Source organism: Bdellovibrio sp. ZFWA1 (assembly GCF_056175665.1).
Genome location: NZ_JBJKJH010000001.1, coordinates 1,892,349 through 1,915,639 on the forward strand (window position 1 = coordinate 1,892,349; position 23,291 = coordinate 1,915,639).

Sequence of the window (23,291 nt, forward strand, 5' to 3'; positions counted from 1 at the left end):
TATGATAAATCGAATTATTCATTTCTCAGTCTATCATCGTGGCGTAGTTCTTTTTATGACAGCGCTTCTCGCAGGGCTAGGCTGGTATAGCTTTAGCCATCTTTCTATTGACGCGGTTCCAGATATTACTGATACCCAGGTTCAAGTCTTTTCAACCATTGGAGGCCTGTCAGCCGAAGAAGTTGAAAGGAATGTCACCTTCCCTGTTGAGAACTCAATGGCGGGTATTGCTGGTGTTAAACAGGTTCGTTCATTAAGCCGCTTTGGACTGTCAGTCGTTAACGTCGTTTTTCATGATGGCGCAGATATTTATCGAGCGCGACAAATGGTCTCTGAGCGCCTACAAGGTCTTTCAAATGAACTACCGAAAGGAGTTCATCCAAAGTTGGGCCCAATCAGTACGGGGCTTGGGGAAGTCTTCTTTTACTCAATTGAATCTAAAAATCCTGAAAAGGGCGAAAAACGATTAACGCAATTGATGGAAGAAAGATCTATCCAGGAGTGGTATGTAAAGCCACGACTCTTGACCGTTCCGGGAGTTGCTGAAGTCAACACTATCGGTGGTTTCGAAAAGCAATACCATGTCCAGCCAGATCCTGTGAAGCTGGCGCGCTATGGTATTAGTTTTCACGAGATCGTTGAGGCGCTCAATGCCACCAATCAAAATGTTGGCGGCGGATACATTCAACAGACAAGCGAGCAATTTTTAGTTCAAGGAAGTGGTCTTCTTTCTGATATTGATGAGATTGAAAATACCCCTATCAAGAATTTAGATGCACTCAAAACGATCCTTATTAAAGACGTTGCAAAGGTAACACTGGCTTCTGAGCTGAGAACGGGTGCCGCAATCATCGGTTCAAATGAAGCGGTTCTTGGAACTGTGCTCATGTTAATGGGGGAAAATAGCCGTGATGTTTCAATTCGTGTAGCTGAGCGCCTTGAGGAAATCAAAAAGGGTTTGCCAGAAGGAATGGAAATCAAAGTGCTTTATGATCGCTCCGAGCTTGTGAATAAGACGCTTGGGACGATTGAACACAACCTGCTTTTCGGTGCGAGCCTGGTGATTATTGTCCTTTTGCTTCTATTGGGTAATATCCGTGCTGCCGTTATCACGGCGTTCGTAATTCCATTGTCGCTGCTCATAACTTTTATTGCGATGAAGTATTTTGGTATCTCTGGAAATCTTTTGAGCTTGGGAGCATTGGATTTCGGGATTATCGTGGATGGCGCGGTTATTGTTCTAGATCATAGCGTGCGAAAAATTCACGATGCTGTGAAGGCCCGCAAGCGTAGTCTGACAAAGGAAGAAGTTCAATCAACGGTCTATGAAGCAACTGTGGAGATTCGAACTGCAGCAGGTTTCGGAGAGCTTATTGTTGTAGTGGTTTTCCTTCCTGTGCTTGCTCTTGCTGGCATTGAAGGCAAGATGTTTAAGCCGATGGCAGCAACATTTGCTATTGCGGTGTTCTCAGCACTCATTTTGTCATTTTCTACCGTTCCAGCGCTTGCAAGTCTTTGGCTGGGAGGAAGTGCAAAAGAAAAAGATCCATGGTTAATGAGGCAAGCTGAGAGACTTTATCGCCCAGTGCTCAACTTCTTCTTAAAGCAGCGAGCTGTTACGATTGGCATGGGTGTTTTGTCAGTCGTCGTAGCCGGTATAGTCTTTACGACTCTCGGAGGCGAGTTCGTTCCGCAAATGGATGAAGCTTCAAGAACGATTCAGTTTGTAAGACCTGTTAATATTGGTTTGGATAGATCAATTGATCTTCAAAGAAAGTCGCAAAAAATTATCGAAGAATTTCCACAAGTAGAATCTGTCTTTAGTCGAATTGGCACAGGTGAAGTCGCAACTGATCCGATGGGCGTGAATCTTTCAGATACATTTGTGATGTTTAAAGATCGTTCATTGTGGCCTAAAGATAACAGCGCAAAAACTTGGTCTCAAGTTACAGAACATATTGTGGAGAGGTTGGAGGAAGAGATCCCCGGGCAGCGTGTGCTTGTCAGTCAGCCTATCCAAATGCGTTTTAACGAAATGCTAGAAGGTACAAGAGCCGACGTCTCCGTCAAAGTGTTTGGTGAAGATATGGAGAAGCTAACTGAGTTGACCCAAAAACTTGCAGAAGTCATTCGTAAAGTTCCCGGCGCAGGAGATGTAGAGGCAGAGATGCAGGGAACATCGCCTATTCTGAAGGTCAGCCCTGATACAAGTCTGCTTGCAAATCTAGGAGTACCAAAGCGTGAGGTTTTAGAAACGGTGCAAATCGCCCTTGGCGGTGAAGAGGCCGGTTATCTATTTGATGGAGTGAGACGCTTTCCGATTCTTGTTCGACTGAATGAGGATGATCGTTCGGACCTGGTGAAGCTAAAGACTCTTCCTGTGCAGATTGGAGAGCGCTCTACAATCCCTCTTAAGCAGGTCGCCTCGATACAGTTTGATGAGACCTATGGTGTTATCAATCGCGAACAATCGAAGCGTAGAGCGGCTGTAATGATAAATCCGCGTGGAGTGGATACGGAGACATTCGTCAAAAATGCTCAAACGGTTGTGAATAAGGAAATGAAGCTTCCACCTGGTTATTACTTGGAATGGGGTGGAAACTTCCAAAATCTTCAAGAGGCACGCGCAAGGTTAATGATTTTTGCTCCGGTGGCGCTTTTCCTTGTTCTCGCGATGGTATTCTGGGCATTTGGAAATGTTATGCAAACCATTTTGGTTTTCGTCGGAGTTCCGCTAGCTCTGGTTGGTGGGGTTTTAGGACTCAAGCTTAATGGTCTTCCATTTAGTATTTCAGCAGGGATTGGCTTTATTGCGCTTTCAGGCATCTCAGTTTTGAATGGTGTGGTTCTTGTTAATTGCTTTAATGATTTGCAACGCCAGGGACTTAGCGGCCTTGAGCTTGTGCGAAGAGGAACATCGTTGCGAATTCGACCTGTGTTGATGACTGCTTTAGTTGCCATTTTCGGCTTTATTCCAATGATGCTTTCCACGGGTGTCGGTGCTGAGGTTCAACGTCCTCTAGCCAGCGTTGTCATTGGGGGATTGTTTTCTGCAACAATTCTGACATTGGTGGTATTGCCAGTGTTATACTTGATGTTTGAACGGTATATGAAAAACGGAAATTCGAAACACAATTAGTAAAATTCGAGGGTTGAAAAATTGGGACCTCGGTTCTCCGTAGCCCTTCTCTTGAGCGCGATCAGCAGGTCAGGGATTATAGTCGTAGAGCTATAATCCCCATTTATTGACAAAATAGGACAGGAGATTTTGTTCAATATCTAATTTCCGAGCAGCTTCAGCTTTTTTTGGTGTACTTCGAAGTATTTCACGAAAGTGGTTTTTCTTTATTTCTTCAAGCTGGGCATCAAGCTCTCTCATAGTAACGGGTGAATTTTTTATGACTTGGAATAGAGCTGGCTCAAGATCTTCTTTTTTAACTGAATCACTTTCAGCACATAAAAGATGTCTTTCAACGACTGACCTTAATTGACGAACATTTCCCGGCCAATCGAATGACCTAAACTGACCTGAACCCAGTTTCAGTACCAATTACAATGCGACTAGACGTCTTTCAAATTTTATCGGTGTAGGTGAAAAAGTTTCTGGTGCAGGTGGCTTATATTTGAGCGAACTATGCGGTCTTACGGTGTTGTAGTGCTTGCGCCATCTTTCAATCATTACCTTGGCCTCCTTTAGCGAGTAGAAAATTTCTCCATTCAAAAGCTCATCTCTGAGTTTCCCGTTAAACGATTCACAATATCCATTTTCCCAAGGACTTCCTGGCTGTATAAAGAGCGGCTTTAACTCCAATTGCTCGAACCAAAGCCTTAGTTTCGTGGCGATGAACTCGGGCCCATTGTCTGAGCGAACATGCGTTGGAACTCCTCTGGCTACAAATAAGTCTCCGAGAGTCTCAATGACATCATCGCTAGTGAGTTTTCTGCTGACTTTAATTACTAAGCTTTCTCGAGTGAGGCGATCCTCGTCTGGCGAGTATTGAATTGTGTATCTTTGTGAGGAACGACTTTGTCCAAGGATCTTGCAAGCCCGTCGTTCGGAAATCGAAAAGGTTTCAATTGCGTGTTCGACAGCTTCTCTTTTTCGAGACGGGCTTAGAAGTTTCCCTTGTTGATCTCTTTGAGGACAGAATTATCAAGCGCCAAGTCTGCGACTAGTTTCTTTAATCGCTGGTTCTCGGATTCGAGCTCGCGCAGTCTTTTTGCTTGATCGGTTTTAAGTCCGCCGAACTCTTTGCGCCATCTGAAGTAAGTTTGTAGCGTTATTCCAACTTTCTTTACGGCCTCTTCTTGAGTGGCTCCTCGTCCTTGCTCAATTTCAATACTTCGTAAGATCTGAACGATCTGTTCGGGGCTATATTTTTTCTTGCCATAGACAATCCCTTATTTATCCCTCAATATTATCTTATGAGGTGGATTAAGTTAAGGGGTTCAGGTCAGAATCAGCAGATGCCATTCAAGATATTGATGGGCGAGTGGAAATTGTTAGCGGTCAAATGGATGAGTTTATTCGTGGTTGGAAAAAAGCATCGATCGCCAAGAGGAAATTACTTTTGAAGCGCGTTCTTCAGGCTGTAGTTGTCAAATCTAATGAAGTGAAATTGATCTATTGGGGAAGTAGTAAAAATGTCGCTGATCTATCAGGTTTGGACAAAGTGAGTGGGGATGATTTTGAGTCTGGAAGTCTTCAAGCTATTGAAAATGCAGGTCTTAAAACGAAAAAACCCTCTCGGGATGAGAAGGTTTTAAGTTCGTTTAGAATTAAAATTGGTCGGGGAGACAGGATTCGAACCTGCGACCCTCTGGTCCCAAACCAGATGCGCTACCAGACTGCGCTACTCCCCGAGGTCGAGGGCCCAAATTAGAAGATCTGTATGCGCTTGTCAATTTGATCTTTTGATATTTTTGGCGCTATCATGTTTTTATGGAACAGTTCATCAATTCGACTCCGAAGCCTATTTTGGCAATTTTGGTTCTGGTATTAGTTGTATTCTTTTTATGGAATACCAACCCCCCGCATACAGTCTGTGATGCCGAGCTTGAGCAAAAGCGAGAGGCGCTCACGGGGGTTCTTTTTCCGCAAAAGTTTAAAAAGAATACTGCGCCAGCTAAAATTCAATCGGTGAAAGAGGCCTGTCAGTTGGGTAATAGTGCGGGCTCTTGTTACGAATATTTTGATATCCTGCGGGACCTGTCGAACTTGGTCAGCGGCTCGACGTCGGAATGCATTCCTAAATACTTTGAAGTTCCCGAGATTCAAAAAACCTTGAAAGATGGGATCGAGGTGATGGCCAGAATCGCATGGGGATCGGCTCCACCGGATCCGGCAGCGACTAATCGGTTTAGTTGGATGCAAGAGGCAGAGATATCGACGTTTTGTCGTATCAAGAGCGTCTATATTCGTGGGGCGGGCGAGGGAGCCTTTGACGAGCTTCGGAAGCAAATTTCAGCTAAGTTTCCTGGCGAGCAGCCACCGCCCCCTGTTGAAGAGGCGCCGGTGGCCGTAGTCGAACCTGACCCCGCAGTTTCTGGCGAGGCGGGGACTCCTGGCGAAGAGCTAGAGCCAGTTGTGAAGCTGGCCTCTGAGAGCCTTTCAGAGCAGGAGATTTTTAATCGCAGTCTTTTTTCAGTCCGTTGTGAGGCCTATTAAAAAGCCCAATGCAACTGCTGCCACTGAATGCCGTCAAAAGTGATTTTACCGTGTCCAAGCAAGCTGAGCTCGGCGTCTTTTTTGTTTTGGATTTTAAAGATGCCCGGAGTCTTAGGTAGAATCACCCACTCGGTCGGATTGAGTCCGAATTGTTTTAGATTTGTATTTAATTTGATAACTCTTTTCGCTTTCATAATTCCCCCATTTTTTTGTGAATGTTTGATGTTGGGGCTTTATTGCAGGAGTAGGGCCGAGGTTCGGAACTGTCCGAGTGCAATATCTTTGAGCTGAGCTTGTTCTGTCTAAAACTTTGGATTAGGTTCTTGGATATGAGACAAAGACGCTATCTAATTTATTTGTTGCTTGAACTTGCGGTGATCCCGCTAGTTTTACTTATTTTTAAAATCACTCCAGATCGCAAGTTGGCCGCGACCCAGGCGGGGACATTATTTGTGGGGCTTCCCTTGCTGTTGATATTAAGGGAAGTTTTAAAGTTTAAATCAAAGGACTGGATTTGGTTCTTAGGTCACGCGCAGTTCTTGGTGTTTTTTGCGTTCCCAATTTTGGGACTTCGGTTGATGAATTGGGATGCGGATTTTAATTCGCTAAGTATTTTAGGAGTGAGTGGGCAAAATTTACATCGTTGGTCGAACATCAGTTTTATGGCCATGATGGCAAGCACCGTCTGGGCCTATTGGAGTCTGAGAAAAGCATCGATTCGAAAATAAAAAAGCCACCCCGAGGGTGGCTTTTTTTCTTAGCTTAACTTAGATATCTAAGACAGTCGAAAACTAAGCTTCGAATGGAACTGGGCTGATAGCTTCAACGCGGTTGAAAGTATCGTAAGCGTCAGTACCTGCAGGCATAAGAGCCAAGTTACGAGCTTTCTTAACTGCAGCAGTCACTTTCTTCTGTTGAGCGATGCTCAATTTAGAAATTCTAGAAGGAGTGATTTTGCCAGCGTCACTTACGAAACGCATAAGAGATGCAGGATCTTTGTAATCGAAGTTATGATCACCAGAGAACTCCTGACGGTATTTTGAACGAGTAGTTTTTTTCATCGTAATTCCTCTTTATATATCTTTCTGATCTGGATCGAAGTCCTAAGTCTTAATCCAGATTTTTCTGGTGGACTTGAGTGGAGACGTTTTAAAGCCTTTTTCCCTTTAAGTCCAGCATCTGTCTTGATTTCTAAGACAATTTCTAAGTTTTAGCTTCTTTTAACGCCTAATTCCCAAAATTCCCATACCGGCGGGTCGTTTTAAGTAATTTGGGCGAGTCCTAGGGTATAATAAAAAAACTGGTTGCCATCAAGTGTCTTTTTCAATATATCGTTGTTTCTGTTTTAAAAGTCTCGTTGAGGACCAAAATATTAGGAGCTTAGTATGAGCAGATGCGAACTAACAGGAAAAGGCCCAGTTGTTAAAAACTTGGTGAGCCATTCTAACATCAAAACTAAATCGATCAACCAACCAAATGTTCAAAAGAAACGCCTATTTAGCCGCACTTTGAACCAAATGGTTCGTTTGCAAATTGCTACTTCAGCAATCCGTGACATGGAACACATGGGCGGTTTCGATAACTTTATCTTGAATCTAGATGACTCTAAGATGTCAAAGCACGCTTTGGCTATCAAGGCTAGACTTAAGAAAAAAATGAACTCTAAAAAGAACTAATTAGGGGTAGGCCATGAAATTAAACATCAAAAAAGGTTCTACAGTCCAAGTTATTGCTGGCGCTGATAAAGGCAAAAAAGGCACTGTTTTGGCAGTGAACGCTAAAGCCATGAAAATTCAGATCCAAGGCGTAAAAGTTCAAACTCACTACGATAAAAAAGATGGTCTTCTTAAAAAAGAAGGTTTCATTGATTACTCTAACGTGAAATTGATCGAAGCGGCTTCTGGCGATAAGAAAAAGACGTCAAAAAAGACTTCTAAGGCAAAAACAGCCTAAGAATAAAGTCTAAATTTGGTCCTCTCAGGGTTCAAAAGCTTCCGCATTCCTTATTTTAGCGCATAGTATCAAGCTATAGCCTAAACAAAAAATAGGGAGGCGCTGTGAAGCAAACATCTGAACTCAAGACAAAATGGACCAAGTGTCCAAGCATCCTCGAGAGAGTTCTTAAAGCAGTTCCTAAGACAGCACCAGCCATATTTGGCTCGGTGCTGTTTCTATTTGTCGCAAGCCCATCACATGCTTTGATTTTATGTCGTCTGGGTAAAGAAGTTCGAACTTTAAGAACTGAATCTGGGGCAACAAGTTGCAAAGCCATTTACACTAAGCAAGGTATCGACTCACAAATTGGTGGTTCGACCTTAAATCCTACTAATTGCAGTACCATTATCGAGGGGGTTCGAAAGAACCTTGAAGCTGGTGGTTGGAAGTGTAAGGAAGCTAAAGAAGCTAAAATCTCGGAACTGCAATCAGCTGAAGGCGCGCAATGAAACCAAATTTGAAGGTGGCTTTATGTCAAACCACCTCTGTCGACGATCTTGATATCAATTTAAAAAATATGAAAAATCAAATGGACGGAATTGTTAGGGCTCACCCTGACGTTCGTCTAATTTTGTTTCCCGAAAATGCGTTGTATATGCGTTTAAAGGAAGGCGAATCGATTCGTGGTGTGACTGTTGATTCGGAACACCTACACGCACTGGCTCAGTTCGCTATTGCCCATCAGGTGTTTATTCATTTGGGTTCGATTCCGCTTCTGTTGGACGGACATCTTTTCAACTCGGCTGTTCTGATTACAGATCAAGGCGCCATTGTGCCCTCGTATCAAAAGATGCATTTGTTTGATATTCAACTTACGGGGCAGGCTCCTATTCGAGAAAGCGATGTCTTTCGACATGGACAACGGCCCTCGATATTTGAAGTAGATGGCTGGAAGTTTGGACAGAGCATCTGTTATGATATACGTTTTTCCGAGCTCTATGCGCAGTATGCTCGGCAGCAAGTCGATGCGATTTTGATACCCGCAGCTTTTTTGACTAAAACCGGGGAAGCGCATTGGGAGATTTTGAATCGGGCACGGGCGATTGAAAGCCAGGCCTATGTTTTGTCGGCCGCTCAAGGGGGTGTCCATCAAAGCGAGCGGGGACGCCGGGAAACCTATGGCAATACGATCGCGGTAGACCCTTGGGGGCGAATTCTAGAGGTTTTAGGGCGCCAAGAGGGCGTCGTCGTGACAGAGTTGAAAAGAGATCTCATCAATGAGGTCCGAAGCCAGATTCCGATGTTAGGCCATAGACGCTTACCAGTGGAAATTGTTAAATAAATTCAAAAATAGAATCAGAATACTAGACAAGTTTCTCATTTAGTTTTTATATGGAGCCATTGAACGACAACAATGGCTTCTCTTTTAGTCGGAGGTCCTATGGATAGGATTTATAAAAAGTCGCTAACAGCGCTTTTATTTTTAGCGGTCGCAGGGGTGGTAAGTGTTCAGAAAGCTTTTGCAGAAGAAGTTTTGGCTGGAACCAACTACGACGAAGCTGCCGAAAAAGAAATTGAGCATGTCGTGAAAAACCGAACCTATGCGGGGGGACAGGACGAGGATGACTTGAAAGTTCAAGTCGAGCTTCCGAAAACTGTTCGTAAGCTAGGTCCGACAACTGAAATTCCAGCGACGCCTGCAGGCGGAGATGGGTTTTAATCACCCTAAGGTGATTGAGTGTAGCTGCAACAATTTTTGTTTTTATAAGCGGAGTGAAAAATGGTTTACGATAGTCTTCCTGAAGGTGTGACTCGAGAAGAAATGGAAGTTGATGTTTTGATCGTCGGTGGTGGAGCTGCGGGTTTGTCTTGCGCTTTGCACTTACAGAATCAAATTCAAAAGCACAACGAAGATGTAGCTTCTGGTAAAATCAAGGGTGAGCAAATTCCAGAGCAAATGATTGTGGTCTTAGAAAAAGGTGCCGAGGTTGGAGCACACAGTTTTTCGGGAGCGGTATTAAACCCGTCTGCCCTTAAAGAGTTAATGCCTGACTTTAAAGAACAGGGTTTCCCGTTTGAGTCGGAAGTTAAAAAAGACGCAGTTTACTATCTTGGCTCTGATTACGCTGTAAAGGCGCCAATCACTCCTCCGCCATTTCACAATGATGGAAATTATATTGTTTCGCTGAGCCAAATGAATCGTTGGTTGGCTTCTAAGTGTGAAGAAAAAGGGATCAATATTTTCCCAGGCTTTGCGGCAGTTGAAGCCTTGTATGATGGCGATAAAATTGTTGGGGTTCGTACGGGTGATAAAGGTCGTGATAAAGATGGAACGCCAAAGGCGAACTTCGAGCCAGGTTTAATTTTAAAATCAAAGCTGACGATTTTTGCCGAGGGAACTCGTGGTTCCTTGTTTAAACAAGTTAGCAAAAAATTGAATCTTCGCGCCGGTAAAAATGAAGAGGTATTTGAAGAGGGCGTAAAAGAAATTATTCAAATGCCTGCAGGTACAGTTGAAGCTGGTCAGGTCATTCATACTTTGGGTTATCCGTTAACAAAGTCTATCGGGGGAACCTTCATTTATACTCTACCAAATGATCGAATTATTTTGGGATTGGTGGCGTATCTTGATACTCATGATCCTTTGTTAGATCCACACCGTGAGTTGCAAAAATTGAAAACGCACCCATTCATCCAAAAGATGATCAAAGGTGGTAAAGTTGTTGCATACGGGGGTAAAACCTTACCAGCCGGTGGTTGGTACTCGATGCCTCAGCTTTACGGAAACGGTTGGGTTGTTGTTGGTGACTCAGCAAGTATGGTGGATGTGCAGAAGTTGAAGGGTATTCACTTGGCGATGAAGTCAGGTATGGCGGCAGCCGAGACGGCTATCGAAGCGATCGTGAAGCAGGATTTCAGCGCGACGACGACTAAGTCTTACGAGTCTAAAATTCACTCAAGTTTTGTGAAGAAAGAATTGTATCGAGTACGTAACTTCCACCAAACTTTAAGTAAGGGCGTTGTGGCCTCTTTGCCATTGATTGCTTTACAAGAGTTGACGGGGGGGCGTGGGCTTGAAGACGCAATGCCGGCACATAAAGATGCGACGGCGACCGACTCTGTTGTTGAGGTTTGGGGGCCGCAGGGGCTCGATGCGGAAGAGAACCAACTGCCAAAAGCAGATGGAGTCCTTTTCTTTGATAAGCTTTCAAGCGTGTATTTAACTGGAACTATGCATGACGAGCATTCTCCGAATCATTTGATTCTGAAAAATGCAGATATTTGCCGTACGGTTTGTGAACCTAAATACAAGAGTCCGTGCACGCATTTCTGCCCGGCAGCGGTTTATGAAATGCTTCCGTCGGCGAAGGATCCAGGTAAAAAAGACCTTCAAATTAACTATACGAACTGTATCCATTGTAAAACTTGCGATATCAAATGCCCGGCAGAGAACATCGAGTGGACTGTGCCAGAGGGTGGCGGTGGGCCACAATACCGTGAGGTATAAGCAGAGGCCGCACCTTAAGGTGTAGGTTAGAGTTGATATCGTGAGGTATCGTCAAATCTGTTTTAAGTGGGCCCGGTGGCTGTTGTAGCTACCGGGCTTTTTTATTAGGTGACTGGTGCTTAGGCTATTGTGACTAGGGCTTAGTCAGAGAGGGGAATTTATACACATTGTTTTTCCCTTGGGCCTTTGCTACAAGTGCTCCTTCAAATAAACCCAGGATCGAGCCCGAGGGAGGCTTCGATCTTTAACGTAGGAGCATCTATGCCTGAATTTTTCGCTTCGACAGCTCATGGACTTGTCGACCCTTTGGAAATCGAACTTAAACAACTTGGCCTGAAAGTGACCGACAAAACGGCGGGTGGAGTTTTTTTCGAAAGTAATTGGGAAGGCGCTTATAAGGCCAATCTGCATTCACGCACTGCCAGTCGTATTTTGAAACCTATTTTGGATTTCCCAGCGTATCAGCCGGAAGAGCTTTATCACAATATTCAAAAACACGATTTCACCAAATACATCGATCCAGATCAAACCATTGCAATTGATTGTTCTATCAAAGAGTCAATGATGCGCGATCAGCGTTTTGTTGCGATGAAAATTAAAGATGCCATTGTGGATCAGTTTCGCGATAAATTCGGAAAACGTCCTGATGTTGATAATGCGAATGCAGACCTTCGCATTCATGTGAAGGCTTACAAAAACAACTTCCAAGTCTCTGTGGATACCTCAGGGAACAGTTTGTTTATGCGTGGTTATAGAAAAGAAGTTGGTGATGCTCCATTAAAAGAAAACTTGGCTGCTGGTTTGATTTTATTGGCGGGCTGGGATCAAAAATCACCCATCGTTGATTTGATGGCAGGTTCAGGGACAATTTTAATTGAAGCCGCAATGATGGCTTTAAATATTGCCCCGGGAATGCATAGGGCCTCATTTGGTTTTATGAAATGGAAAAACTTCGACGCTGAAGCATGGGAAAAAATATTGGATGAGGCGACAGCGGCGGAAAAAGAAGACCTCGACTTTAGACTGTATGGTTATGATATCGATCGACGGGTTATCATGATTGCTAAAGACAACGCGAAAAGAGCGGGTGTTGACCACGTGATTGAGCTTAAAAAAGAACCCGTTGCCACAGTAGAACCCCCAGTTGAAGCCGGACTGATTATTGTAAATCCACCTTACGGAGCGCGTATCGGAGACGAGGACAATTTGCGAGATGTGTACCGCGACTTAGGCTACACTTTGAAACATCGTTTTAAAGGGTGGAACTGTTGGTTGTTGTCGGGAAGCAAAGACTTGATTCAAGACCTAAAATTGAAATCGACCAGAAAGTTCTTTGTGTATAACGGAAATATCGAGTGCCGTTTCTTGAAGTACGAGATGTTTTAATATTATTGTTTCATTTTAAACTAGACTCACACTAAAACAGAGTCTTGATTTTAAAGGCCAGTGGTTTAGACTTTTCCTATATGAAAAGACGACCTTGGCCTTTAATCATTTTGGCGCTTCTCCATGTTTTTGCTCCTATTGGTAATCTGTTTATGAATTCGTTTCGCCATAATATTCCGATGGCTCAGCTGTGGAATTTGTGGTGGGCTTATCTACCAAAAATGGTCGTGTCCACTTATGTTTTTGTACCAATCGTGGCTGGTGTTTTGATTTACATCTGCAAGCGTTGGAGTTTTTACGCTTACTTGGCTTGCTTGGCTTTGATCTTCGCTGTCAGCTTGTATGGTTTCTCGACGGATGTGAATCTGCTTAATTTCATCTACTTAGTTGCGGTTCTGGTTGTTGATTTTTTCCTTGTTGCATACTTTATGGTGCCTGCAGTTCGGCAGGTTTATATGGACCCAAGATTGCGTTGGTGGGAATCGGCCCATCGTTATCGTGCCGACCTTGAGGCCGAGGTTGCTGGGCAAGGGATCGGTCAGATTGTGAATATTTCTGAAGGTGGGTTGTTTTATAAAACAGCTGTTCAACTTCAGGATGATGCCGCGGTGGAAATTAAGTTTACTTATAATAACTCTAATTACCTAGTAAGCGGCATCGTCGTTCATCATCGCATGATGGGTGATCATGGGTATGGAATTCAGTTTCAGCACACTCACGAGAGTCTGAAGCTAATTAAGAAACTTATCCGCGAGTTGGATGAAGACGGTCGTATGTTGACGGATCGACTTCCGGGGGAGGAAGATTCGTTTATGGCTTGGCTTCGAGGGGTCTTTACTTCAGGCAAGGGATTAGTTCCTAAAGCAAATAAAAGATAAAGGCGCTGATGGCGCCTTTTTTTATGGATTTTTCTTTCTTAAACTAAGTTCGAGTTGCTGCCGAGTTGCCTTAATTCTTTGCTTTCGCATCTCGTCTGGATCGGGTGTTCCATTGACTAAGTTGTAGCTAAATTGGGCTAAGCGAATAATGTCTATGTAGACTCCGCCCGGAACCGGGATAATAGGAGGAATATAGCGAGTAAAGACTTTATCAATCTTAGCTAGAAGCAAAGGCATGACGTAACGAGTTTTTCGAATGAAAAAGTCATTGTTTTGATGGTGGGCGATATTTTTAACTTTGGTTTCATCCATCTGGTAATATTCGAATCTGATCGTAAAGCTAACTGCCAGTTTTTCTTTATCCGAGGCACTCCAAAAATTTCGGGGTAGAGGTTCTTTAAGGCTTTGGTGAATAACGGCCATAGCATATAAGTTCAGTAAAGGTTCACTGCCATTAATGGCTTTGAATTCGTCGATGATTTGTCCTTTACGATTGACGTAAAATTCGAGTTTTACGTCGCCTTGAATTCTTTGATCCGCGAAGTCTTGAGGGTAATCGAAGCTGGCCTCTACTTTTGCTAAAAGATGGCTCCAGAAAGTCGTGGATTCTAAGCCTTCTTGAAATCCGACTTGTTCGACGAAGGCGCCACTCCCTTGAAAATCGCGAACTTTATCGGCAGCCTCCCCGGTCAGTGCCTGGGCGTCGGATGCTTGTAAGGACTTAATCGAGTTGTATTTTAATTCATTAAGAAGATGATTCTTCAAGTTCAGCGCACTTTGATTTCCAAGGGAACCGTTTCTTGAGACTTTTTTATTACCCTCGGAAGAGATGGCCTTATTGAGAGTTGCTTGAGCCTGGGACGGATTTTCTAGAAAAGTGATCTCTACCGGCGTGATTTGGGAGTGCGGGTTTTTCAACAAGAAATAGAAAGTTGCTCCTGCGATGAAATGCAGGAGCAATGAAAGTAAACGAAATCTATTTATCAATTTATCGAAAATTCGTAACAAAACTAGAATGGCTTATTGATTGCGATGTAGGCAGCTGTGGTTCCGATGCCAAGAAGAAGGATCGCAATGGGCCAGCCCAATTGACCTTTTCTTTTTGCTAAAGCAACACCTGCACCTAAAAGAACCCAGATCGCAAGTTTAGCGTGAATCCATCCTGGTAATCCGCTCACAAGACCCAAACGAGCTGCCATTCCGAAACCACTCACTAGGATCAGTGCTAAGCCAATTCCATGAGTGATGAACGCCATTTTTCGAGCCGAGCCGTCGAGTTTGATGCCAGCAAATGTAGCGATAAGAATTCCACCGAATCCAAAGAACATTGTCATGAGACCAAGAAGATGCAGAACTTTATAAAACTGGTAAGACATGGAGCCTCCTATGTGGTGACTCCATTGATAACAGAACGTCTATGAATAACAAGCCATAAGCGACTGCGGCAAGTATCTGGAATTTCTATGCTTCGTCGTTGAGGTTCAAATGCTTCATAATTTTACTGACTTGTTTACGAAGCTTCGGAAGGCTTGGAAGACTGGCCACTGTCTTGAGGTGATCTCTGAAAGACTCCACGGGATAACCTCCATATTGTCCGCCTTCTTTAATGTCATTTGTGATTGTCGAGCGTCCCGCAATAATCACGCGATCTGCAATTTCGATATGATCTGCGGCTACGACCGAGCCTCCGCACATAAAGTTATTTCCGATCTTTGTTGAGCCTGCGGTCATGAACCCTGCAGCGAAAAGACCATTCTGACCGATCTGAACATTGTGTGCTATATGGCAAAGATTATCGAGCTTCGTGCCGTCGCCGATCACTGTTTCTGTAAGGGCAGCGCGATCAATGGCGCAGTTGGCGCCGATTTCGACATGATTTCCGATGCGGACAATTCCAATTTGCGGAATTTTTTTAGTCTTACCTTCTTTGGTGAGGCAAAAAGAAAAGCCATCAGACCCAATCGTCGCGTGAGGGTGAATTTCGCAAGAGTCACCAACAATACAGTGCGACCCTACAAAAACAGTCGGGTGAAGGAGTGTATTGTGGCCGATTTTTGCGTAGGGCTCGACAACAGTATTTGCACCCACAGTGCAGTTGTCCCCAATGCTAGCATGTTCGCCTACGACAACGAACGGGCCAATTAAAACATTTTTACCAATATGTGCAGTGGGGTGGATAAAGCTTTGCGGGTGAATTTTTTGTTCTTGGTTGAAGCGATTCATTTTGCCGTCAAACAGCGGGAGTATTTCCGACATTGCCATTTGAATATTTGTTGTGTGGAAGAACGCTCCGGCATAGTCAGCAGGGCAATTGAGTGACTTTAAACCAATGATGATCGGAGCTTTTTTAGTGACGGCCAGCTGAAGTTGATCGGGTTTTGAAACAAAAACCAGACAGTTTGAATCGCAGATCTCAGGAGGAAGAACTTTAGCCGCTACGGCTTCGAGCGGGCCTTGGATGTGGGTGATTTCCGGAGAGTGAAGTTCTTGAATAATTGAAGCTGCGATCATTGAAAACCTCGTGCTGTGTAATGCAGAACGTGTTGTGCTGCGCATAAACATTTTCAAATTATTTTTTTGATGTCAAGACACCTTGTATTGGTATAGTGGTGAAATGAAAGTTATTTTCTAATTCTTTCTTAAGTGAAGGAGACTGTTGCAGAAATGGCCAAAAAAGCTGTCGCGAAACCAGTGAAAAAGTCGGCGCCTGCCAAAAAGGTAGCTGAAAAATCAAAACCTGCTGCTAAAGCAAAGCCAACAGCGAAACCTGCTGCAAAGGCAACTGCGAAGCCTGCTGCCAAACCTGTAGCGAAACCTGTCGCGAAGGTCGCAGCAAAAGCTCCAGCAAAAGCCGCGGCAAAGGCCGTCGAGCCTAAAGTTCCAGCTAAAGCCGCTGTAGCGAAGGCGGCAAAAGTCGAGGCTCCCAAAGTTGCACCAAAGGCTGTTAAGCAAGAAGCACCTCGAGTTCCTGAAGTGAAAACACCTCCGCCAGAAGTTCGGAAGTTATCTAAAGCTGAAAAAGCAAATATGACAGAAGATGAAATTTTATGGCACGAGCTTTATGAAAGGCATTATGCTGATGCTGCTCCAGATTATAAAATTTCTGAAGTTTTCGAGGCGAAAACTCCTTTGAAGCATAAACTCTTTGGTTGGGGATTCATTTTGAGTAATGAGTTCGATAGATTAGAGGTTATCTTTAAAGATGGACGCCGCATGTTGATATCAAACCGAAAGCTCTCGTAACGAGGGCTTTCTTTTTAGAATTTCATTGCTTCACTATCTGATCTGGTCTACCAATTTAGTCTACAATTTTTGTAGAGAAGCTTTATTGCTTCTAAATTAAGCAATCAATAATTGAATTATAAGTAGCTGAGGTACTATGGATCAGGCTCTTCAGGGCTATTTAGCTCGTTTCGTATCAAATGTTCCTGCGAAATCTGCGCAGGCCGTAATTGAACTTGCCGCAGAAGGTGCAACAGTTCCCTTCATTGCTCGTTATCGTAAAGAGAAAACAGGCAATCTAGATGAAGTTCAAATTCGTGCAGTTATTGATGCTCATGAAACTTTCAATGAGATCATCAAGAGAAAAGCTTTCTTGGTAAAAGAGATTCAAGAGCAAGGCAACTTAACGGCCGAGATTCAAAAGCGTATTGAATTGTCTTGGGATCTTGGTGAGCTTGAAGAAATCTACAAGCCATTCAAAAAGAAAAAGAAAACCAAGGCGACAATGGCTCGCGAAGCAGGTTTGGAGCCATTGGCAAATTGGATTTGGGACATGGGTCATGGCAAGCTGAAAGACAGCGAGACCATGGAAATGAAAGCCAAGACTTTCTTAAATCCAGCGGCGAAGATTGCTACCTACGAAGAAGCTCTTAAAGGGGCTCAGGATATCTTGGTAGAGAAAATTGCCAACGACGCTGATCTTCGTGCGTCTGTCTTGAAAAATTATTTAGATCAAGGTCGTATTATTTCCAAAGCGGCTAAGGGCTACAAGCCAAACTCTAAATACGAAATGTATAAAGAGTTTGAAGAACCAGCTAAAAACTTACTAGAAGCAAAAGCTTCACACCGTTACTTGGCGATGCGCCGTGGTTGGCAGGAAGAAGAGCTTTCAGTTGATGTCAAAGGTGACGATGAAGCTTTGTTGAAATCATATGTCGCATTCGCAACAACAAATCCAGACAACGCTATTGGGGATTATTTGGCTCAATGTGCGAAGTTGGCTTTGAACGTTTACGTATTGCCATCTGTTGTGAATGAAGTTCACCGCATGCTTAAAGAGCGTGGCGATGAAGATGCGATCAAAGTATTTGCTGAAAACGTACGCCGTCTTCTTTTGGCTTCTCCGTATGGGCCGAAGTGTGTTCTTGGGGTGGACCCTGGTTTGAGAACAGGTTGCAAAGTGGCCTTGATTGACAAGGGCGGTAACTTTATTTCTCACACAGTTCTTTACACATTGGGTGACGATGCAGAGGAAAAAGCAAAACGCTTGATTGGTGATGTTCTTAAAAGCATCGTGATCGAGGCAATTGCGGTGGGTAACGGAACAGCGGGACGTGAGACTGAACAGTTCTTACGTAAAGTTGTGAAGGATCTTGGAAAAAATATCCCTGTTGTGATGGTGAATGAATCGGGCGCGTCTGTGTATTCTGCGTCTGAGGCAGCTCGTGAAGAGTTTCCAGATTTGGATGTGACAGTGAAGGGTGCGATTTCGATCGCTCGTCGCTTGCAAGATCCATTGGCAGAGCTTGTGAAAATTGATCCGAAATCAATTGGTGTTGGTCAGTATCAACATGATGTGAATCAGTCTCAATTGAAAAAGGGTCTAGAGGCCGTTGTTGAGTCTTGCGTGAACAATGTCGGTGTTGATGTGAACACGGCGTCTGCGGCGTTGTTGTCGTATGTATCAGGTATTGGTCCAGCTTTAGCAAAAAACATTGTTGAGTTCCGCAAAAAACAACTATTCGCTGATCGTGATGATCTTTTGAAAGTTCCTAAGTTCTCTGCAAAAGTATTCGAGCAGGCTGCGGGCTTCTTAAGAATTCCAAATGCAAAAGCAGTTTTGGACTCGACAGGTATTCACCCAGAGCGCTACCAAGCCGTGAAAGACATGGCTGCTGACATCGGCGTGAATGTGTCTGAACTTTTGGGCGAAGGTGCTAAAAAATTGGCTGCCACTCGTGCAAAGTGGGCTGCAGTTGTCGGTGAGTTTACTTTTGATGATATCGTGAAAGAACTTGAGAAGCCTGGACGTGATCCGCGTGATCCGTTCAAGGTCTTTACTTTCCGTGAAGATATTTTTGAAGTGAAAGATCTTAAAGAGGGCATGATTTGCCCTGGTATCGTTACGAATGTGACTAATTTTGGTGCTTTCGTCGATATCGGTGTTCACCAAGATGGATTGGTGCATATCTCTGCGTTGTCACACAAGTTTGTTGATGACCCACGCAAGGTTGTGAATCCAGGTGATCACGTATCTGTCAAAGTTTTGAAAGTTGACACAATGAAGAACCAGATCTCGTTGACCATGAAGATGGATGATGCTCCGGAAGCATCGGCTCCTCGTGAGAAGCGTGCCGATGGTCCTCGCCCAGCGATGGGTGCGCGTCCAGCTGGTGGTGGTCGCCCTGATCAAAAAGGTGGCCCACGTCCTGGTGGTCGCGATCAGAGAGACAATAGAAGCGGTGGATTCGGTGGAGGCGGGGCTCCTCAAAAGCCAGCCGGCTCTCCATTTAACAATCCATTTGCTGCATTAATGAACGTCAATAAAAAGTAAGGAGAACTTATGAAGAAAATGAAAAACCGCACAAAAAGCAGTCGTCACAAAGCTAAGCGTCTAACTAAAAAGAAGAGAATGACGAAAGCTAAAATCAGAAAGTAGTAATATCTGATACTTAAAAGCCCCACCCAGTGGGGCTTTTTTGTTTTTTAGCATTTTTGATGGAGTCCTTGGCCTCGATTCGATAGACTGGTTTCGAGGTGAATATGATAATTTCTAAGTCTATTCTAGATAAGGCACTGGATGCCGCCATCTCTACTGGCGCCGACTTTGCTGATATTTTTGTTGAAGAAACTTACTCTTCGCAATTGAGTCTTTTGAATCAAAAACCTGAAAACGCAATTACGGGAACGCTGTTTGGGGCAGGGGTTCGTCTATTTTTTGGAAATGAGATTGTCTACGTCACGACGAATGACCTTTCAGAGGCTGGTTTGGTGAAGGCCGCTTTGCAGGCGGCACAGACCCGTGGGGATCAGCGTAAAATTGTTCGGTCGGCGTTGCAGGATCGTCAGTTTGATTCCATTCACACTTTTGGTTTGAAGCCCTGGGAGCGTCAGCGCGATCAGAAGCTTGCGTGGTTGTATTCGGCAGATCAGCATGCGCGCCAGCGCTCGTCGGCTGTGACCCAGGTGATGGTCAATTTGATGGAGAAATTTCAAAAAGTTCAAATCGCAAACACCAAAGGTGTGCATGCTTTCGACGAGCGAGCTTATGCTCGGGCTGGTATGGAAACTTTTGTTGAAATCAATGGTGCTAAAGAAAGCTCGTCAGATAATATTGGTCATATGGGAACAAGCGAACTCTTTGATCGAGTGAGCTTAAAGCAATTGGCCGAAGAAAATGTTGATCGGGCGTTGCTGCTAACAAAAGCAAGATATGCTCCGGCAGGGGATATGCCGGTGGTAATTGATAATTCCTTTGGTGGTGTGATTTTCCACGAAGCTTGCGGGCATGGATTGGAAACCACTTCTGTGGCTAAGGGCTCTTCGGTCTTTTGCGAAAAGCTGGGGCAAAAAATTGCGAATGAATGTGTCACGGCGATCGATGATGGAACAATTACCAATGGTTGGGGTTCTTTGAATATTGATGATGAAGGAAATCCGACTCAGAAGACTGTGCTGATCGAAAAGGGTGTTTTAAAGTCTTATATTGTCGATCAAATGGGAAGCTTGCAGACGGGGTACGCGGCCACGGGGAGTGGGCGTCGTCAATCGTACAAGTTTGCTCCGGCCAGTCGTATGAGAAATACTTTTATTGCGGCTGGGAATGACTCTTTTGAAGAAATGATCAAGGACGTTGATCACGGTCTTTATGCGAAGAAGATGGGTGGCGGTTCTGTCAATCCAGGAACGGGAGATTATAATTTCCAAGTTCAAGAGGGCTATATCATTCGTAATGGAAGAGTTGAAGAGGCTGTAAAAGGCGCATGTTTGATCGGTAAGGGGATCGACACTCTTGGCAAGATCACCAAGGTCTCTAATGATTTAAAGCTAGCAACTGGTATGTGTGGATCTGTCAGTGGATCTATTCCTGCAGCAGTAGGGCAGCCGCAAATTTTGGTTTCCAGTATTACGGTTGGAGGGCGTGCTTAATGGATTCAATAAAGCAAACTTTCGAAAAGATGAAAGCAAAAGCCCAAGAAAAAGGGGCTCAGGTTGAGCTTCTTTTAACGGGTGGGGACTCGTTGAAGCTTGGATTTCAGAAAAGACAATTAGAGAAATTTGAGTCGACGACTTCTGCCGTGGCGGGAGTTCGGGTTTTAAAAAATGGAAGTCAGGGCGTTTCTTACACAGAGAATTTATCGGAAGATTCTTTGATGAGGACCTTTCAAGATGCGATTGAAAATGTCGAGACGTTGACGGCTGGAGCGCATGCGGCTGAATCGCAGCTGAAGATGTGGAAGCCGAAAGGTGCTATCGATTTAGCTGCATTTGCAACTCTGTACAACGATGAAGAGATAGATATGTCTGAAAAGAAAAAGAAGGCATCTCTTTTCGAGAGCGGAGCTTTGGATGCTGATAGCCGTGTTCAGAGTGTGCCTTACAATGGATTCACTGAAAGCGTTTCTTGGAAGCGCATTTTGAATTCTGAAGGCGTCGATCTTGAGTTTAAGCAAAAATATTGGAGTGGTTATTCTTATCTTTTGGCGAAGCAAGGTGAACATTCAAAGATGCGTGGCGATGGTATTGTGGGTCGACGTTTTGCTGATGTGGATCCGATTATTGCGACCAAGCGTGCGGTAGAAAAAGCAATTTCATCTTTGGGCGCTGTAAAGCTAGAAACCGGGACCTATCCAGTCATTATTGATCGCGATGCAATGCCAATATTTGTACAGATGTTGATTGATTACTTATCTGCGAAATCTGTTTTTGAAAAGACCTCGTTGTTGGATGGGAAGCTTGGACAGAAAGTGGCGGCTGATTCTTTTGAATTGATTGATGATCCTCATGATTTGAAAGGGCTTGGTGTGCGTCCATTTGATGATGAAGGCGCGCCAACCCAGAAAACGACTTTGATTAGTCAGGGTGTTTTGAAAAGCTTCTTAACTAATTCTGAGTACGCAGAAAAAATGAGTCTTCCGCACACAGCAAGTGCCATTCGTAGTCCCCAGTCAAAAATGGATATTGGGCCAAGCACATTGAAGATCGCTAAAGGCTCTGCAAGTCTTCAAGAAATGTTGAATCGCTATCCAAAAGTATTAAGGGTTACCTACGTGGCCGGAGGGCTTCACGCTGGCTTTAAAGAATCTACAGGGGATTTCTCGATGCCTGTTGAGGGTTTCTATTATGAAAATGGAAAGCTAGTTAAGCCGGTGGATCAAATAGTTGTTTCAGGAAACATTTTGCAGTTGTTGCAAGATATTGAATTGATTGGGTCTGAGTGGAGCGAACAGGGGGAGTCCATCTACAGCCCTGACTTGCTGGTTAAGGCCTTGAGCGTTGCCGGCGCTTAGTTCGAGGTTAAAGTTTATTTTTTAATATTGGTCGATGTTAAATCGGCCAATTTATTTCTAAGGGCAATGCTTTCGGCTTCAAGTTGTCGAACTTTGTGTTCCAATGCTGCCAGGCGTACTTCGTGTTTGGGAACTGATTCGCTAAGCATATTGGCAAGATGCATAAATCCAACGGAGTGACTGCCTATGGCGGGATTCGTGTTTTGACCAATCGAGGATTCTACCTTAGCTCTTTTTGAAAACAGCCCAAACATTTCCCGCCCCTTGAGTTGGTATAGCTTCTATTTTGAAAAAGGATTTGATTTTCTTCAAAGAATAAACAGAAGGCCGGGAATAAAATGTTTCGAAATTGGATCAATTCGGATTTGCAACAGTACCTAGGTTTTGTTTCCATTATTCATGGCATTGTTCTTTAAAATTGTATTCGCAATTTCAACAAAGCCCAATCCACCGTTTTGGGACGCAATATAGGTTGGAAAATTTTTGATTTGATTTTCGAATTTGGTCAAGTTTGCGACTGCAAAACTGTGTGGGAAAAATGCAAACATGGGCTCATCGTTAGGAGAGTCCCCGCTAAATGCACAGTGGTTTTTTATTTGTTCTGGTGTGAGTTGGAATTCATTTTGCAAAAAAGTTTGCGCCATGCTGACTTTGTCGTAGTTGCCAAACCAGCCGTTGACGTGAATGGAGCTGACTTTAGCTGTTGCTCCGTGAGCTTTAAAGATATCTACAATCTGATCAATCTGAGCCTTTGGTAAAGCAGGGACGTCCTCGCAGAAATCAACGGCTAAATCCATTAGGCGGCAAAACTGATCGCTGGCAATATCGCAGCCAGGAATTTTCTGTAAGACTTCTTTGCGAATCACTTCAAGTTTTGCTCGATTCTGCAATTGAATATTTTCATTAAAGAAAAAATGGCGATGCATTTTCTTATTGTGATAGCGGAAATAAAAGCCACCATTTTCACCGATGATCCCAGAGACCGGCCAGACGCGAGCGATCATCTCGCACCATCCTGCTGGACGTCCTGTAACAGGTATGACATGGACTCCGGATTTGTGAAGTTGCCAGAGTGCTGAATAGGCTTCGGAGCCGAGGAGGCCTTCATCCGTTAGAGTATCGTCGATATCCGTTAGAAGAAATTGAATCTTTGAATTAAAGTCAGTCACCGGTTTCATATTTTA

General features: G+C 44.0%; 23 protein-coding genes, 1 tRNA gene and 2 pseudogenes. 15 read left to right on the forward strand and 11 right to left on the reverse strand.

Annotated features, from left to right (window positions below):
- The first annotated feature begins 1 nt into the window (after position 1).
- Positions 2–3,139, forward strand: coding sequence for an efflux RND transporter permease subunit (locus AC04MN_RS09305; RefSeq protein ID WP_475382907.1), 3,138 nt, complete (start codon positions 2–4; stop codon positions 3,137–3,139).
- Between the two features lie 90 nt (positions 3,140–3,229).
- Here AC04MN_RS09305 and AC04MN_RS09310 read toward each other — a convergent pair whose 3' ends face one another.
- From AC04MN_RS09310 to AC04MN_RS09325, 4 genes and pseudogenes are all read right to left on the reverse strand, one after another.
- On the reverse strand, positions 3,230–3,379 hold the full coding sequence (locus AC04MN_RS09310) for a hypothetical protein (protein WP_475382972.1): 150 nt from the start codon (positions 3,377–3,379) through the stop codon (positions 3,230–3,232).
- 33 nt (positions 3,380–3,412) lie between these two features.
- Positions 3,413–3,550: pseudogene (locus AC04MN_RS09315) on the reverse strand (AAA-type ATPase lid domain-containing protein); the annotation flags it as partial.
- A pseudogene (locus tag AC04MN_RS09320) lies at positions 3,551–4,398 on the reverse strand (integrase core domain-containing protein). It abuts the pseudogene before it with no gap.
- A 388-nt stretch (positions 4,399–4,786) separates the two neighbouring features.
- Positions 4,787–4,863 (reverse strand) — tRNA-Pro (locus AC04MN_RS09325).
- Between the two features lie 79 nt (positions 4,864–4,942).
- Here AC04MN_RS09325 and AC04MN_RS09330 point away from each other — a divergent pair.
- Positions 4,943–5,668 (forward strand): hypothetical protein, encoded by a 726-nt coding sequence (locus tag AC04MN_RS09330; protein ID WP_475382908.1) that lies wholly within the window; start codon positions 4,943–4,945, stop codon positions 5,666–5,668.
- Here AC04MN_RS09330 and AC04MN_RS09335 read toward each other — a convergent pair.
- Positions 5,665–5,862: a hypothetical protein gene (locus tag AC04MN_RS09335; protein ID WP_475382909.1), complete on the reverse strand. Its 198-nt coding sequence runs from the start codon at positions 5,860–5,862 to the stop codon at positions 5,665–5,667. The genes AC04MN_RS09330 and AC04MN_RS09335 overlap by 4 nt on opposite strands.
- 135 nt (positions 5,863–5,997) lie before the next feature.
- Between AC04MN_RS09335 and AC04MN_RS09340 the strand changes: the two genes are divergently transcribed.
- Positions 5,998–6,396 (forward strand): hypothetical protein, encoded by a 399-nt coding sequence (locus AC04MN_RS09340; RefSeq protein ID WP_475382910.1) that lies wholly within the window; start codon positions 5,998–6,000, stop codon positions 6,394–6,396.
- A gap of 63 nt (positions 6,397–6,459) precedes the next feature.
- Here AC04MN_RS09340 and rpsR read toward each other — a convergent pair whose 3' ends face one another.
- Complete coding sequence (rpsR, locus tag AC04MN_RS09345; protein ID WP_475382911.1) at positions 6,460–6,729, reverse strand: 30S ribosomal protein S18; 270 nt, start codon at positions 6,727–6,729, stop codon at positions 6,460–6,462.
- 324 nt (positions 6,730–7,053) lie between these two features.
- On the opposite strand from rpsR, the gene rpmB reads away from it, so the two are divergent.
- From rpmB to AC04MN_RS09385, 8 genes are all read left to right on the forward strand, one after another.
- Positions 7,054–7,344 (forward strand): 50S ribosomal protein L28, encoded by a 291-nt coding sequence (gene rpmB, locus AC04MN_RS09350; protein WP_475382912.1) that lies wholly within the window; start codon positions 7,054–7,056, stop codon positions 7,342–7,344.
- 13 nt (positions 7,345–7,357) lie between these two features.
- On the forward strand, positions 7,358–7,621 hold the full coding sequence (locus tag AC04MN_RS09355; protein WP_475382913.1) for a KOW motif-containing protein: 264 nt from the start codon (positions 7,358–7,360) through the stop codon (positions 7,619–7,621).
- Between the two features lie 104 nt (positions 7,622–7,725).
- The gene (locus AC04MN_RS09360) at positions 7,726–8,112 is read left to right on the forward strand and encodes a hypothetical protein (protein ID WP_475382914.1); all 387 of its coding nucleotides are present in this window, start codon (positions 7,726–7,728) and stop codon (positions 8,110–8,112) included.
- The gene (locus AC04MN_RS09365) at positions 8,109–8,945 is read left to right on the forward strand and encodes a carbon-nitrogen hydrolase family protein (protein ID WP_475382915.1); all 837 of its coding nucleotides are present in this window, start codon (positions 8,109–8,111) and stop codon (positions 8,943–8,945) included. The genes AC04MN_RS09360 and AC04MN_RS09365 overlap by 4 nt, the downstream gene beginning before the upstream one ends.
- A 99-nt stretch (positions 8,946–9,044) precedes the next feature.
- The gene (locus tag AC04MN_RS09370; RefSeq protein ID WP_475382916.1) at positions 9,045–9,323 is read left to right on the forward strand and encodes a hypothetical protein; all 279 of its coding nucleotides are present in this window, start codon (positions 9,045–9,047) and stop codon (positions 9,321–9,323) included.
- A 60-nt stretch (positions 9,324–9,383) separates the two neighbouring features.
- Positions 9,384–11,111 carry an electron transfer flavoprotein-ubiquinone oxidoreductase gene (locus AC04MN_RS09375; RefSeq protein WP_475382917.1) on the forward strand — a complete coding sequence of 576 codons (1,728 nt, stop codon included), beginning with the start codon at positions 9,384–9,386 and terminating at the stop codon, positions 11,109–11,111.
- 261 nt (positions 11,112–11,372) lie between these two features.
- Positions 11,373–12,497 carry a THUMP domain-containing class I SAM-dependent RNA methyltransferase gene (locus tag AC04MN_RS09380; RefSeq protein ID WP_475382918.1) on the forward strand — a complete coding sequence of 375 codons (1,125 nt, stop codon included), beginning with the start codon at positions 11,373–11,375 and terminating at the stop codon, positions 12,495–12,497.
- Between the two features lie 152 nt (positions 12,498–12,649).
- Positions 12,650–13,375 (forward strand): PilZ domain-containing protein, encoded by a 726-nt coding sequence (locus AC04MN_RS09385; RefSeq protein WP_475382919.1) that lies wholly within the window; start codon positions 12,650–12,652, stop codon positions 13,373–13,375.
- A gap of 21 nt (positions 13,376–13,396) precedes the next feature.
- Here the strand turns inward: AC04MN_RS09385 and AC04MN_RS09390 are convergent, their stop codons facing one another.
- The 3 genes from AC04MN_RS09390 to lpxD all read right to left on the reverse strand — a co-directional run bounded on the left by AC04MN_RS09390 (position 13,397) and on the right by lpxD (position 15,931).
- Positions 13,397–14,296, reverse strand: a complete 900-nt coding sequence (locus tag AC04MN_RS09390; RefSeq protein ID WP_475382920.1) for an energy transducer TonB — start codon at positions 14,294–14,296, stop codon at positions 13,397–13,399.
- 89 nt (positions 14,297–14,385) lie between these two features.
- Positions 14,386–14,751, reverse strand: coding sequence for a hypothetical protein (locus AC04MN_RS09395; protein WP_475382921.1), 366 nt, complete (start codon positions 14,749–14,751; stop codon positions 14,386–14,388).
- Positions 14,752–14,836: 85 nt separating this feature from the next.
- The gene (gene lpxD, locus AC04MN_RS09400) at positions 14,837–15,931 is read right to left on the reverse strand and encodes a UDP-3-O-(3-hydroxymyristoyl)glucosamine N-acyltransferase (protein ID WP_475382922.1); all 1,095 of its coding nucleotides are present in this window, start codon (positions 15,929–15,931) and stop codon (positions 14,837–14,839) included.
- Between the two features lie 108 nt (positions 15,932–16,039).
- On the opposite strand from lpxD, the gene AC04MN_RS09405 reads away from it, so the two are divergent.
- The 4 genes from AC04MN_RS09405 to AC04MN_RS09420 all read left to right on the forward strand — a co-directional run bounded on the left by AC04MN_RS09405 (position 16,040) and on the right by AC04MN_RS09420 (position 22,107).
- Positions 16,040–16,618: a hypothetical protein gene (locus AC04MN_RS09405; protein WP_475382923.1), complete on the forward strand. Its 579-nt coding sequence runs from the start codon at positions 16,040–16,042 to the stop codon at positions 16,616–16,618.
- Positions 16,619–16,754: 136 nt separating this feature from the next.
- Positions 16,755–19,151, forward strand: coding sequence for a helix-hairpin-helix domain-containing protein (locus AC04MN_RS09410; RefSeq protein ID WP_475382924.1), 2,397 nt, complete (start codon positions 16,755–16,757; stop codon positions 19,149–19,151).
- 209 nt (positions 19,152–19,360) lie between these two features.
- Positions 19,361–20,746 (forward strand): TldD/PmbA family protein, encoded by a 1,386-nt coding sequence (locus AC04MN_RS09415; RefSeq protein ID WP_475382925.1) that lies wholly within the window; start codon positions 19,361–19,363, stop codon positions 20,744–20,746.
- A complete protein-coding gene (locus AC04MN_RS09420) occupies positions 20,746–22,107 on the forward strand; it encodes a TldD/PmbA family protein (protein ID WP_475382926.1) in 1,362 nt (453 codons plus the stop codon). Before AC04MN_RS09415 ends, AC04MN_RS09420 begins: the two co-directional genes overlap by 1 nt.
- A 14-nt stretch (positions 22,108–22,121) precedes the next feature.
- Here the strand turns inward: AC04MN_RS09420 and AC04MN_RS09425 are convergent, their stop codons facing one another.
- Entirely contained in the window at positions 22,122–22,361 is a 240-nt protein-coding gene (locus AC04MN_RS09425; protein ID WP_475382927.1) for a hypothetical protein, read from the reverse strand.
- A gap of 123 nt (positions 22,362–22,484) precedes the next feature.
- Positions 22,485–23,285 carry an HAD family hydrolase gene (locus tag AC04MN_RS09430; protein WP_475382928.1) on the reverse strand — a complete coding sequence of 267 codons (801 nt, stop codon included), beginning with the start codon at positions 23,283–23,285 and terminating at the stop codon, positions 22,485–22,487.
- Between the last annotated feature and the right edge of the window lie 6 nt (positions 23,286–23,291).

Excerpts from the sequence above, each read along its gene's own strand:
- AC04MN_RS09385 (WP_475382919.1), top strand. The coding sequence starts at position 12,650 with ATGAATTCGTTTCGCCATAATATTCCGATGGCTCAGCTGTGGAATTTG.
- AC04MN_RS09430 (WP_475382928.1), bottom strand. The coding sequence starts at position 23,285 with ATGAAACCGGTGACTGACTTTAATTCAAAGATTCAATTTCTTCTAACG.
- rpsR (WP_475382911.1), bottom strand. The coding sequence starts at position 6,729 with ATGAAAAAAACTACTCGTTCAAAATACCGTCAGGAGTTCTCTGGTGAT.
- AC04MN_RS09410 (WP_475382924.1), top strand. The coding sequence starts at position 16,755 with ATGGATCAGGCTCTTCAGGGCTATTTAGCTCGTTTCGTATCAAATGTT.
- AC04MN_RS09365 (WP_475382915.1), top strand. The coding sequence starts at position 8,109 with ATGAAACCAAATTTGAAGGTGGCTTTATGTCAAACCACCTCTGTCGAC.
- AC04MN_RS09305 (WP_475382907.1), top strand. The coding sequence starts at position 2 with ATGATAAATCGAATTATTCATTTCTCAGTCTATCATCGTGGCGTAGTT.
- AC04MN_RS09375 (WP_475382917.1), top strand. The coding sequence starts at position 9,384 with ATGGTTTACGATAGTCTTCCTGAAGGTGTGACTCGAGAAGAAATGGAA.
- AC04MN_RS09340 (WP_475382910.1), top strand. The coding sequence starts at position 5,998 with ATGAGACAAAGACGCTATCTAATTTATTTGTTGCTTGAACTTGCGGTG.
- AC04MN_RS09420 (WP_475382926.1), top strand. The coding sequence starts at position 20,746 with ATGGATTCAATAAAGCAAACTTTCGAAAAGATGAAAGCAAAAGCCCAA.
- AC04MN_RS09330 (WP_475382908.1), top strand. The coding sequence starts at position 4,943 with ATGGAACAGTTCATCAATTCGACTCCGAAGCCTATTTTGGCAATTTTG.
- lpxD (WP_475382922.1), bottom strand. The coding sequence starts at position 15,931 with ATGCGCAGCACAACACGTTCTGCATTACACAGCACGAGGTTTTCAATG.
- AC04MN_RS09355 (WP_475382913.1), top strand. The coding sequence starts at position 7,358 with ATGAAATTAAACATCAAAAAAGGTTCTACAGTCCAAGTTATTGCTGGC.
- AC04MN_RS09370 (WP_475382916.1), top strand. The coding sequence starts at position 9,045 with ATGGATAGGATTTATAAAAAGTCGCTAACAGCGCTTTTATTTTTAGCG.
- AC04MN_RS09395 (WP_475382921.1), bottom strand. The coding sequence starts at position 14,751 with ATGTCTTACCAGTTTTATAAAGTTCTGCATCTTCTTGGTCTCATGACA.
- AC04MN_RS09425 (WP_475382927.1), bottom strand. The coding sequence starts at position 22,361 with ATGTTTGGGCTGTTTTCAAAAAGAGCTAAGGTAGAATCCTCGATTGGT.
- AC04MN_RS09310 (WP_475382972.1), bottom strand. The coding sequence starts at position 3,379 with ATGAGAGAGCTTGATGCCCAGCTTGAAGAAATAAAGAAAAACCACTTT.
- AC04MN_RS09335 (WP_475382909.1), bottom strand. The coding sequence starts at position 5,862 with ATGAAAGCGAAAAGAGTTATCAAATTAAATACAAATCTAAAACAATTC.
- AC04MN_RS09415 (WP_475382925.1), top strand. The coding sequence starts at position 19,361 with ATGATAATTTCTAAGTCTATTCTAGATAAGGCACTGGATGCCGCCATC.
- AC04MN_RS09380 (WP_475382918.1), top strand. The coding sequence starts at position 11,373 with ATGCCTGAATTTTTCGCTTCGACAGCTCATGGACTTGTCGACCCTTTG.
- rpmB (WP_475382912.1), top strand. The coding sequence starts at position 7,054 with ATGAGCAGATGCGAACTAACAGGAAAAGGCCCAGTTGTTAAAAACTTG.
- AC04MN_RS09405 (WP_475382923.1), top strand. The coding sequence starts at position 16,040 with ATGGCCAAAAAAGCTGTCGCGAAACCAGTGAAAAAGTCGGCGCCTGCC.